Origin of the sequence: Paenibacillus xylanilyticus (assembly GCF_013359935.1) — a bacterium.
In the GTDB taxonomy this organism is placed as follows: domain Bacteria; phylum Bacillota; class Bacilli; order Paenibacillales; family Paenibacillaceae; genus Paenibacillus; species Paenibacillus xylanilyticus.
Genome location: NZ_JABMCB010000190.1, coordinates 457839 through 468974 on the forward strand (window position 1 = coordinate 457839; position 11136 = coordinate 468974).

At 49.3% G+C, this 11136-nt stretch carries 11 protein-coding genes; 2 read left to right on the plus strand and 9 right to left on the minus strand.

The genetic code is table 11. The annotated features are described in order from the left end of the window. Positions 1–60: 60 nt before the first annotated feature. Together HP552_RS19020 and HP552_RS19025 are read right to left on the minus strand one after the other, a co-directional pair. On the minus strand, positions 61–873 hold the full coding sequence (locus HP552_RS19020) for a class I SAM-dependent methyltransferase (RefSeq protein ID WP_175396962.1): 813 nt from the start codon (positions 871–873) through the stop codon (positions 61–63). A gap of 435 nt (positions 874–1308) precedes the next feature. Then, positions 1309–1650: a zinc ribbon domain-containing protein YjdM gene (locus HP552_RS19025; protein WP_175396963.1), complete on the minus strand. Its 342-nt coding sequence runs from the start codon at positions 1648–1650 to the stop codon at positions 1309–1311. A gap of 297 nt (positions 1651–1947) precedes the next feature. Here HP552_RS19025 and HP552_RS19030 point away from each other — a divergent pair, with 297 nt between their 5' ends. Further along, positions 1948–3114: a VanZ family protein gene (locus tag HP552_RS19030; protein WP_246310955.1), complete on the plus strand. Its 1167-nt coding sequence runs from the start codon at positions 1948–1950 to the stop codon at positions 3112–3114. Between the two features lie 125 nt (positions 3115–3239). Here HP552_RS19030 and HP552_RS19035 read toward each other — a convergent pair whose 3' ends face one another. The 7 genes from HP552_RS19035 to HP552_RS19065 form a co-directional block, all read right to left on the minus strand. Further along, the gene (locus HP552_RS19035; RefSeq protein WP_175396964.1) at positions 3240–4700 is read right to left on the minus strand and encodes a carboxylesterase/lipase family protein; all 1461 of its coding nucleotides are present in this window, start codon (positions 4698–4700) and stop codon (positions 3240–3242) included. A gap of 254 nt (positions 4701–4954) precedes the next feature. Beyond that, positions 4955–5956: a metallophosphoesterase family protein gene (locus tag HP552_RS19040; protein ID WP_175396965.1), complete on the minus strand. Its 1002-nt coding sequence runs from the start codon at positions 5954–5956 to the stop codon at positions 4955–4957. Further along, positions 5956–6291: a DMT family transporter gene (locus HP552_RS19045; protein ID WP_175396966.1), complete on the minus strand. Its 336-nt coding sequence runs from the start codon at positions 6289–6291 to the stop codon at positions 5956–5958. Before HP552_RS19045 ends, HP552_RS19040 begins: the two co-directional genes overlap by 1 nt. Continuing rightward, the gene (locus tag HP552_RS19050; protein WP_175396967.1) at positions 6288–7055 is read right to left on the minus strand and encodes an HAD family hydrolase; all 768 of its coding nucleotides are present in this window, start codon (positions 7053–7055) and stop codon (positions 6288–6290) included. The genes HP552_RS19045 and HP552_RS19050 overlap by 4 nt, the downstream gene beginning before the upstream one ends. Before the next feature lie 12 nt (positions 7056–7067). Then, entirely contained in the window at positions 7068–8444 is a 1377-nt protein-coding gene (locus HP552_RS19055; RefSeq protein ID WP_175396968.1) for an ABC transporter substrate-binding protein, read from the minus strand. Positions 8445–8477: 33 nt separating this feature from the next. Then, positions 8478–9395 carry a carbohydrate ABC transporter permease gene (locus HP552_RS19060; protein ID WP_246310956.1) on the minus strand — a complete coding sequence of 306 codons (918 nt, stop codon included), beginning with the start codon at positions 9393–9395 and terminating at the stop codon, positions 8478–8480. Continuing rightward, complete coding sequence (locus HP552_RS19065) at positions 9395–10270, minus strand: carbohydrate ABC transporter permease (protein ID WP_175396969.1); 876 nt, start codon at positions 10268–10270, stop codon at positions 9395–9397. Before HP552_RS19065 ends, HP552_RS19060 begins: the two co-directional genes overlap by 1 nt. A gap of 239 nt (positions 10271–10509) precedes the next feature. On the opposite strand from HP552_RS19065, the gene HP552_RS19070 reads away from it, so the two are divergent. Continuing rightward, entirely contained in the window at positions 10510–11013 is a 504-nt protein-coding gene (locus HP552_RS19070; protein ID WP_175397093.1) for a GbsR/MarR family transcriptional regulator, read from the plus strand. Positions 11014–11136: the final 123 nt, after the last annotated feature.

Sequence of the window (11136 nt, forward strand, 5' to 3'; positions counted from 1 at the left end):
CTCTTCTTTCAGAGGGCATGATTATGACATATTATTCTCAATTCCCTATGAAATTGATGATTATTTCTTTTTCCCGATATACAGCAGGTGTGACGATATTCCCAGAATTGACGGATCTTGAGCCATCTCAATCATAAATTGGATCAGCTCATCATACTCGCCACGCTCCTTCCAATACTGCTGCTGCTCTTCAGTGAGCATGGCCCCAAGGCTGGATGATCCAATCAGATTTATCGTTTCAAATCCCTGTTCCTCCATAAACGGCTTAATATCCGGAATGTTGAAATAGTACGCTCCTGTAAATCGACCCTGATCCTGATGGTCGAATGTCCCCTTTTCAACAAAAGAACGAATAGCACTCATATGATCATTGGGCTTCCATTGCTGGGGAGACTGCAGCGAGGTAATGCCCATTCTCATTCGGCTCTGCATCGCGATAAAGACCACGCCATCCGGCTTCGTCACCCGGTGCAGTTCCTTCATAGCCGCTACCCGCTCCTGCTCCGCTTGCAGGTGATACAGCGGTCCCAGCATCAGCGATGCATCATACGTTTCGTCAGGAATTCCTTCCATACGGGTCGCATCCAACACGTGAAATCCTTCGAATTGACTCATCAGGTTGGACTCCTGAGCCTTCTCCCTAGCAATATCCACGGAAGCAGGTGTCAGGTCTGACAGTGTCACATGGTATCCAAGTTTCGCAAGTTCCATGGCATATTTCCCTGGCCCTGCCCCATTATCCAGAACAAGTCCTGCTGCGGGAAGATGTGCTCGGATGTAATGCATGTTAATGATGAATTCCAGCGGCTCCCGCTCCAGTCTTCCCCATTCGTCAAATCCGGAATAATAGTTAATGATTCGATCTCTTGTCATCCGTCCGACACCTGCCTTCTTCTCATATTGAGGCCATAAAACACAAATAACCTGCCACCTCAATTAAGAGGCGACAGGTTTGACCTTCGCGGTACCACTCTTCTTCATCCATGGACAGTGACATGGCAGATCACCAAAACCTGCTGTCCAAGGAACTCAGGACCGGATGACGGGGGTTAGCCGTCAGGACCTCCCCCACAGTCAGCGTGTGTGACTGATGGTTAATCCTGCCGCTCACAGGCGAGTTGGGGACAGGGATGGACTGCCTTGCACCATATCGGCAGTTCTCTGGGCCAGCCTTTATCCTTAATGCTCCTGATCATTGCGTTTTGCTGTTAAATTTCAGACAGTATATATCACCCATATATTTCCTGTCAACTCATTCAGATCAACTGCGCAGATAATCTCTTCAACTATGTAACACACGATGATGAACTAGATCTTTTTCACAAATTCAGACTTCAGCTTCATTGCGCCCAGACTGTCGATTTTGCAGTCAATATCATGGTCACCGTCAATCAGACGAATGTTTTTCACTTTAGTTCCCTGTTTAACTACCAGTGAGCTGCCTTTAACCTTCAGATCCTTAATGACCGTCACGGTATCTCCATCATTTAGCACATTGCCATTGGAGTCACGTACGACTTTGGTATCTTCGGCACTTTCGGTTTCGGATTCCAACGTCCACTCATGTGCGCACTCCGGGCAGATCAACAGATTACCATCCTCATACGTGTATTCAGAATTGCATTTCGGGCAGTTAGGCAAATTAGACATATGGTTTAAACGCTCCATTCATTTTTTGTGGCTTCTCGCAAGTATAAGGGATTCCTCATGTTCCTTCCAGCCTATAGGACACGTTAAAGCCATGATAGTCCTACTCCACGTTCGGTTAATGGATTTTAAACCAAATTTAAGGTTCACCTCTCCGTACTTTAAAACTAATCTTATACGATATACCTATCCGGAAGAGATTCCCGAACATATTTAAATTCAGATTCATGCTAAATTGCATAATTAGAGCCGGGTTGCAGCCCGTCCACGACATATTTCTAATCAAAGGAGTTCCTTTTCATGTCCATGTCCATGTCATCCTATGTTTTCCCTGTTCAAACCGCTTTTTTTATCTTTGTGATCATCTCCATGTTTCTGCTTGTTCCGTGGCTGATCTATGGTTATCGCAAAGACGGATTTTTTAGCTGGTCCCGGTTTGGCATCAGCTTTTCCTTTATCTTTTATATTCTGGCTGCGTATTGTCTTGTCATTCTGCCATTCCCGACGACACGAAACACATGCGCGCAGCAAGCAGCCGACACGGTATATTACAATCTCGTTCCTTTCGCTTTTGTAAAAGATATTATGAAAGAAACGCCGATTGTATGGTCTCAGCCAGCCACCTATGTCGGGATGATTCAGGGCAGAGCCTTCCTGCAAATATTGTTTAATGTCCTGCTCCTCATGCCGCTGGGTGTATATATCCGGTATTTCTTTCAAAAGAGATCCTACTGGAAGTATGCCTTAATTGGCGGATTTGGCCTTTCCCTGTTCTTTGAAATTACGCAAATCACCGGATTCTACGGTTATTACAACTGTCCCTACCGCCTGTTCGATGTTGATGATCTGCTGTCAAATACATCAGGGGCCGTGCTTGGATTTTTTGCAGCTCCTATACTGCTTGCGTTGTTCCCATCGCGTGCAAGCATTCAGGCGAAGAGTGAGCAGATTGTGGAGGAAAACAAGGTATATCCTATACCTCAGCTGCTCGCACTGATCATTGATGGTGTGGTCGTTGTTTTCATATCGAACCTGCTCTCCATCTTCAGTTTATCGAATACCAATCTCATCACCAGTGCAGCAAATACGACCATTGCGCTGCTCATTGTATTATTCTTCATTCCAACCGTTCGAGATGGTAAAACGCCAGGCTCCGCCCTCATGCGTTTCCGGTATGTCCGCAGGCAGACGGATAAGCCGTCCATGCGAGCCCTGTTTAAACGCTGGCTTGCACTCTACGTTCCATGGCTCATTTTCACCATGATCCGGCTCATTAACGACTATGCATTTTTAAATAATGATTCAGTGCTTGAGCCATACAAAGTATGGATTTCGGTCGGTATTATCGGCCTCTATATGCTTATGTTTGCAGCAATCTTCATCCATGTTGTGCTGGTGCTCTTCTCCAGAGGCGGCCGGGCATTCTATTGTGATCATGTATCCGGTATTAGAGCTTCCCGCAAGTAAATTTAGCAGTCCGTATTACAGTTTGGTGAGCAATCGTTTAGAAATTGGCAAAAGAAAGGCGTCTCCCGTCAGGAATGACGGAAGGCGCCTTTGATGTGTGTACCGTGACGTCACGAACCGTTCGTTTACACGCCAAGCAGTTCCCGCTTGGATGCTTCTGGATCATGCACCAACTCAATATCATGATTAAATATTAACGTAGCACGATCTTCCTTATAAGCAGGCCAGTTCACACCATCCGTCTCCGGACGGCCATGCTTGGCAAAGGAAAGCCAGGCATCCTGCACCTTGCCTGCCAGCTCTGCAGCCGCGGCATCCGGTTCGGCATTCATAAATTTCAACACAGGCAATGTATTAAAGGCGAAGAAGATATCAATGCTGTGGATCGACTTTTTCAGCAGCGGATGCTCCGGCATGACCCAATCGAAGCGGTACATCCATACAGGGGCGTATTTCTGTTGTGCAGCGGCATATTGCAGTGCTGACCGCCAGAAGAACAGATCGGTCATGACCTGGGCCTGTCCGTCTGCCGTTTTGGGATAGCTGTCCGCGATCGCTGCACGATTCTCCAGATCCGGCGTCATAAAGTCAACTGCTTTTACCATATTGATCTCTTCCGAATAGGGTACATGCGGCTGAATGAACAGTGAACCTTCATGCAGGGTAGTACCGATCAGAACAGGGATGCCCTGGGCAGCGCCCTCACGAACAGCTTCTAATGGAGATTTCGGCAAGGTTACGCCATCCAGCACGGGCTGGAATAACAAAGCCATGGCAGCACCGCTGTGTTTTTTGACCGCTTCGCCAGCTGCAATGATCTGCTCAGCCGGAATGGTTTTCAGCTTATGTAGATCATGCGGTTCCACGCCCAGTACCTTCAGCATCGCGCTGCGGATCTCCGCGGCTTGCTCTGCCGGCATGAATTGGGACGCACCACTCTGCATAATGGCCCGGTGGAACAATCCCTTGGCCGCCGGCATCGCCATTAGGGCCGCAATGCTCATGCTGCCTGCAGATTCACCGAACACCGTAACGTTGCCCGGGTCACCTCCAAAGGCTCCGATGTTGTCCTTCACCCACTGCAGGGCAGCAACCTGATCCAGCAGACCCACATTGGTTGCAAAACCATCGCCCAGCGGTGCCATATGCATGAATCCGAGCGGCCCCAGACGGTAGTTCATTGTCACAACGATAACGTTCCCCCGGAGGACCAGTTGTGTACCATCATACAGGGGCTGGCTTCCCGCGCCCGAGGTGAATGATCCACCATGAATCCATACCATGACCGGGAGTGGATCGCTGCTTTCTTTTTCAGGTGCCCAGATGTTCAGGTAAAGACTGTCTTCCGATTCAACGGGAGGCTCTCCGGCCATCCCCTCCGCTTGGTGATTTCTTGGCTGTATATTTTCAGGACCGAATTTCCTGGCCTCTCGGATCCCGTCCCAGGACTCGGGCTGAACCGGGGCTTGGAAACGCAATTCACCCACGGGTGGTTTGGCATAAGGGATGCCTTTCCATACCCTTGTTCCATGCAGATGCTCACCCTGAACTATACCGTATCTCATGTTAACTTGAAGTTCTTCCATGTGGCGTATACATCCTCTCTATTTTCAATTTTCTACTACTATTGAGTATAGAACTCCGCAAGACCAATTTACAAGTTTACCCAAAACAGCCCGGAGGATACGTTTCACGTGGAACTTTTACTTACACAGCGAAGACTCCGCTGCGAGTTTCGGCGAAGTCTTCTATGCCCAGCTAACATTTGAACATCGTATCCACTGCATACATCCATCTCAGATTGTTCACATGATTGGATGCTGTCTTACGAATCATTACCCTACATGTCGACCTTCACTTTCACTGGATACGGTATTGTATACTCTGCACCCTCGATCCAAGTCCCCGTCACATAATTCCGTCCCTTGACGACAACCCGATCAGCGTACACATCCACCTGCAGCCCTTGACTTCCCTCCAGACGCTCATCCTCATCCGTCCACAAGTATGCTACGGAAGCGGCATTAAACATCGTTGGCAGCTGACCGCCGGCTTCAACCATGGTGCGGGGTGCCTCCAGTTGCCAATGGGTATGACCTGAGAACAGAATCACCTGAGGATAGCGACTCAGAACAGACTTTACTTCGGCATCCTGGTTCACGCCATACCAGCCCTGATCTTTCATCGAACCGGCAACGGTATCCATCAGCGGCTGATGCAAAAAGACAAAAATCGGTCGGTCAGGAGAAGCCTGCTCGGACAATGTTGTTTCCAACCACGCTAGTTGTTCGGCAGACATATCACAATCCTTCGGATGGGGCTGCTCCGAACCCAGAAAGATATAATGATAACCATGGATCCAGTGGTCGTGATACGAACCCTTCATGCCTGTGGTGGCTGTGAAATCATTCAATCGTTTCTGCCAGATTCCCTCCGTTGTAATAGGAGCGTCACCAGTTGTATTATTCCCTTCACTCATACGCTCTGGATGACCCAGCACTTCACCAACCTCATACGGTGTCATCGTCGTGAGATTTAATGGAGGGTCCTGCCACAGAATGGCTCCGATATCATGATTGCCTACGGTATAACGTATCTCGGGCAGTGCATCCCGTTGAGTATCCAGGATACGCTGCAGCTCTTGGTATTCTTCCGGCAGACCGCGATCGGTCACATCGCCCACATGCATAATCCCACTGCTATCCTTCGCATACGATGTGATGTCAGCGAGCGCCTTCTCCAGATGACGATTGTAAATATGGTCAGCTTGATCTCTCACATGGGTGTCGGTGATAACCTGAAAGCTGACTAGTGGTTGTTCAAGATGATGTCCATTTCCCATTAGGAATCACTCCATTTCAGTCCGATAATACCAATCAGGATGAAGCCCATCCAGACCATTGACATTGCCTTCAGTCGTTCTCCCAGAAAGTAATGTCCCACAACCCCAATTAGCGTTATGCCTACCCCTGACCAGATCGCATAAGCAACACCAAGAGGCATATATTTCACTGCAAAATTCAATAGGGTAAAGCTTGCCCCATAACAGACAAACATAAAAATGGAAGGCCACAGGCGGGTAAAACCATCGGATACTCTCATCAGAATTGTGCCACTCAATTCCAGCCCTATGGCCAGTGCGAGCAATACCCATCCTGTGTAGGCATGGCTCGTCATCCAGTCACCCCAACTTCCAGCAGTTCATGAAATGAACGTACCGTACGGTCAGATAGTTGGATCTGTGCAGGGTCGCCTACAGCAATCTTCCATGCAGCTCTTGCAGCGCGTGCCATTTCCATATCACCATCGGTATCACCAATGACCACAGACCCGCTAACCGAGACACCCATACGCTCACAGGCCAACATGAGCATGTCAGGAAACGGCTTGCCCCGTCCAACCTGATCTGTCCCCACGACCACGGTGAAAAAGGAGTCGATTCCCATCCACTGCAGATGGCGCAGAGCGCTCTCCGTCTCATCTGCAGTAACTACGCCCATCTTCAACCCCTTATCGCGACACTGCTCCAAAAATGCACGTACGCCGGGAAGCGGCTGAATGGGACGTGCCTTGTTCATGGCATATTCCGCCTGCAAAAGACACTCCCTCACGATGATTTTGGCTTCTGCCCAACTCAGCCCTGCACGGTACCCATGCCACGTCAGCACGGCATACACTTCCTCCATCGTACCCATGGCGAGGGGCCCCCGCACATCATATCCATTCATTCGGCCCTGCTCATCATGGAAGGTCCCCCAGATCTGGGGGACCTCTTCCTCAGCAAACAGAAGACCGCGGGCGGCAAGCTCTTCTCTGAAGTTTTCCATTATGCAATCTGTCCAGAAGCCCCACATGACCGTAAAATCCAGCAGGGTTCCATCCTTGTCAAACAGAATCGCCTCAATCGGGGTAGACGAAATCCCCAAATTCAATTCAGACATCGTTTAAGCTCCTTATTTCACCCGATCCAGTTCCTTCTGAGCCTTCTCTTTGGCTTCCTTGAGGGCCTGTTCAGCAGGCATATTGTTAATCTGCACCTGGTCTGCCGCATCCTTCAACGCTTCGTTGATCTTGCCGCCAGTCGGATCCTGGAATGGAGCGGAAGCATGCGCTGCTTGTTGAAGAGGGACCTTGATTTGTGGATTTTCTTCACTGAACGCTTTGAAATCCGGATCTTCCTGCGCAGACTGACGGACGGCAATGTATCCTGTGTTCATGGACCAAGCCGCTGTGTTGGCAGTCTCCGAGAAATACGTCAGCCATTGGTATGCCGCTTGCTGCTGTTCAGGACTTGCTTCAGCCGGGATGCCGGCCATGATTGCACTCGCTATCGGTTTGCCTTGTCCTACACCTTCCCAGCCTGGTTGCTCCATGGCTGCCACGATACTGAAGTCCAGGTCGCCCTGATCACCGCTGGAGCCGGTGTAGCCTGCTGCTTTATTTTTCATGACATCATCAATCGTTTTGTACCAATATTCCCAGCCCTGTCCGCCAAAGTGAATGCCCATAATCTTGTCCTCGTGAATCCATTTGCGGAACAGTTCCCACGTCTCTACCCACTCCGGTGAATCGATCATCACCGTCTTGCCGTCATCACTCAGAATCTGTCCGCCCTTCCCAAGCACGGCGTCGATCATGTTATCACTGCCCCACATCGGCTCCCAGCCGTAGAAGGTGGTTTTGCCATTCTCCTGCTTGGTCATCTTCGCGGCAGCATCCGCCAGCGCTTCCCATGTCGTCAGACTTGCAGGATCGATCCCATTCTCCTTCAGGGTATCCATACGGTAATACATCACTTGGGTGGTTCCGTACATCGGCAGGAAGTACTGCTTGCCATCCACTTTTCCCTGGTCCAGGAACGTTTGGACATAGTCCTCTTTATTGAAGTCCTGATCCGCAGCAATCATCTCATCCCTGGATGCATAATATCCTTTGCGGGCCCAGTCCATATTGGCACTAAGTACGGCTGCGGGTACCTTTTTGGAAGCAATCGCTGCCTGCAGCTTCTGTTCGGTTTCTGTATAATCTGCTTGCACAATACCTTTGACGACCACTTCGTTCTGGGAGGTATTGAAGGCGTCAATCGTTTTCTTCATGTTATCCCCCAGGTTACCCCCCAGGCCGTACCAGAACTCAATCTCTACCGGACCGCTGGACGCCGAATCCGCCCCGCTCGCCGCTGCATCTGATCCTGTGCCTGAGCCGCTGTCCGCTGTGGAACCACATGCTGTGATCAGAGCAAAGCTCGCCGCCAGAACCAGTGACATGCCTCCTTTCCACCTGAGTTTCCATTTTTTCTTCCACGCTGTACTCGCCAGATTCCAATTCATTTTGATTCCTCCTATATAGATATGTTGTGAAAATCAGTTTTTGTTCACGCCAGCTGTCATGTTTACACTTTGCATGATCGTTTTCTGGGTAAACAGGAAGAGAATGAGCAATGGTGCGATGGTAAACGCACTGGCTGCCATAATCTGCGGCCAAGCCAGTCCATAGGCTCCGCCCTCCACGAAAAAGCTGCGCAGCCCCGCTGAAACCAGCTGCAGATTCGGATCTTTTGTAATGAGCATCGGCCAGAAATAGTTGTTGTACTGGTCGATAAATGTAATCAATACCATCACGGCAAATGTTGAGCGAACCAGTGGGGCTATGATGGTCCACAAAATGCGGAAGTGAGACGCCCCATCCAGCTGCCCGGCTTCCACCAGCTCATGAGACACCTGCATGAACGCCTGACGAATCAGGAAAATGGAGAACACACTGACACAGTTGGATACAATCAAGCCTGTATAGGAATCCAGCAATCGAAGCTCGCTGAGTACCAGATAACTGGGCAGATAAACTGCCGTACTCGGAATCATATACCCGACCAGAATAAGTCCTGTGAGTACGCCCTTTATTCGAAAACGCATATGGGTCAAGGCGTAAGCCATCATGCTGGAGTTGATGATTTGGAACAGACAGATTGCAGCAGCTACACCTGTGCTGTTCAACATGTAACGGGCAAACGGTGCCGACTGCCATGCATCCACATAATTGTTCCAGCGGAACGTCTCCGGCCAGAAGGTCGGCGGGAACTGCCAGATCTCATCATTGGTCTTGAAGCCGCTGATCACCATCCAGTAAAAAGGGAAGGCCATGCCCAGGCTGATTAACGCGAGCAGCAGATAACGGATTGCGGTACCCCATAATTTCCCCGCACGGGGAACCTTCTTCTTTTGCGTCTTCTCACGACTCGAACCTCTACTTGTTTGTTGTTTACTTATTGCGGTCATGTCCATTAGTAGTGCACCAGGCGTCTGCTGAGCAGGAACGATATGCCCGACAGCAGTACGCAGATCAGAATAATGACAACAGCAATCGCCGATGCCTCGCCTACGTTGAAAGATTCAAACGCAGACTGATAATACATATAGAGCAGTGTTCTTGTTGATCCGGCGGGTCCCCCCTGCGTCATTACATTGATCTGATCATAGGCCTGAAGGGACTGGATTGTCAGAATGATAGACAGGAAAAACGTGGTTGGCGAGATCAATGGCAGTGTAATACTTCGAAACTTGTCCCAGCTCCCTGCCCCATCTATGGAAGCGGCTTCTAGCAGATCGGATGGCAGGTTGCGCAGGGCAACCAGATAGAACACCATGGACCAGCCAATGGACTTCCAAAGGGTGACGATGAGAACAGCCACAAGTGCCCAGTCCGCATCCCGAAGCCAGCCAATGGGGGATACGCCAACCCAACCCAGCATGAGGTTGGCAAGTCCAACCTCCGGTTCAAATATCCATGACCATGCAATGGATACGGCTACCGTTGGTGTCACCCAAGGGGAAAACAGCAGCGTCCTGAACACTCCGGATGATTTGATCCGGCTGTTCATGAGCAGTGCCAGCGCCAGTCCACCAACAATGGTTGGCACAACACTCCCTAATCCGAACAATAAGGTCACCTTCAGCGATTGGTAGAATTCGGAGTTGGTTAGCAGATAGCTGTAGTTCTCCAAACCAACGAACAGTTTGTCCGGACTCATGAAATCCCAATCCGTAAAACTCAGATAAACAATGTATCCCAGAGGCCCGAGCCAGAAAACGAGCAGCGGGACCAGAGCGGGAAGGGTGAACAGAATTGCCTCTGTTTCCCTCCATAATTTCACACGCAATTCACACACTCCTCATCGTTCAATTTTTATTTAACATTAAGGATAAACTCGTTTAAAATTGCTCTATATTCTCTTCCGTACAAAAATGATTGTATAATACATTTGAAAAAACAAATTCCGGGTTATGTTAAAATCTCGGGAAGTCATGTAAAATATGAAAACGTAAAAGGAAATCCCATCCATATACCAGAGGTGAGATTGTGGGAAAAGATGCAGCCGGGGACCAGGATCATGTTGCGATGTCCTATCGGCGTGAGCTGAGGGAGAAAGTCATCAACGCGATTGCCCATACCATGGATTTATACGGAGTGAATCATTCCTTTGGCCAATTGTATGGCATTATGTATTTCGAGGATCGACCCATGACACTGGAAGAAATGAAGAATTCCATGAACATGAGCAAGAGCAATATGAGCTATGCCGTACGTTCTCTTACAGAGTCACAGATGATTTACAAACTGGAGGAAAAGCGAGAGCGGCAGGATCTTTATTTGGCGGAAACAGACTTTTTCCGAACGTTCCAAAACTTCTTTGGAGCCAAACTCCAGCGGGAAATCGACGTCATGCAGGAAAGCCTTCAGGAGGTTATTCCGGAGTTATCCGAAATTATTCTCGCCAGAACGACGCTGCCTGAGGAGCGGGAGGAAGCTCTGAGGGATTTACACAAGCTTCAGCACGCGGAGCAGTATTATCAGTGGCTGCAGGGGTTTGTAAACCAGCTGCGGGATGGCGGTTTTTTTTGAAAATGCTCCACAAGAAAGCGGACAAAGCAGTTGAAATTGCAGAAACGTGCAAAAGTATACACAATGTGATGAATAAAGCACCTACAGTTCGTTGCAATGACGCACATGTAAAATTACCTCTAT

Bases quoted from the DNA above. Each gene is read 5' to 3' on its own strand.
- HP552_RS19020 (WP_175396962.1), bottom strand. From the start codon at position 873: ATGACAAGAGATCGAATCATTAACTATTATTCCGGATTTGACGAATGG.
- HP552_RS19025 (WP_175396963.1), bottom strand. From the start codon at position 1,650: ATGTCTAATTTGCCTAACTGCCCGAAATGCAATTCTGAATACACGTAT.
- HP552_RS19030 (WP_246310955.1), top strand. From the start codon at position 1,948: ATGTCCATGTCCATGTCATCCTATGTTTTCCCTGTTCAAACCGCTTTT.
- HP552_RS19035 (WP_175396964.1), bottom strand. From the start codon at position 4,700: ATGGAAGAACTTCAAGTTAACATGAGATACGGTATAGTTCAGGGTGAG.
- HP552_RS19040 (WP_175396965.1), bottom strand. From the start codon at position 5,956: ATGGGAAATGGACATCATCTTGAACAACCACTAGTCAGCTTTCAGGTT.
- HP552_RS19045 (WP_175396966.1), bottom strand. From the start codon at position 6,291: ATGACGAGCCATGCCTACACAGGATGGGTATTGCTCGCACTGGCCATA.
- HP552_RS19050 (WP_175396967.1), bottom strand. From the start codon at position 7,055: ATGTCTGAATTGAATTTGGGGATTTCGTCTACCCCGATTGAGGCGATT.
- HP552_RS19055 (WP_175396968.1), bottom strand. From the start codon at position 8,444: ATGAATTGGAATCTGGCGAGTACAGCGTGGAAGAAAAAATGGAAACTC.
- HP552_RS19060 (WP_246310956.1), bottom strand. From the start codon at position 9,395: ATGGACATGACCGCAATAAGTAAACAACAAACAAGTAGAGGTTCGAGT.
- HP552_RS19070 (WP_175397093.1), top strand. From the start codon at position 10,510: ATGTCCTATCGGCGTGAGCTGAGGGAGAAAGTCATCAACGCGATTGCC.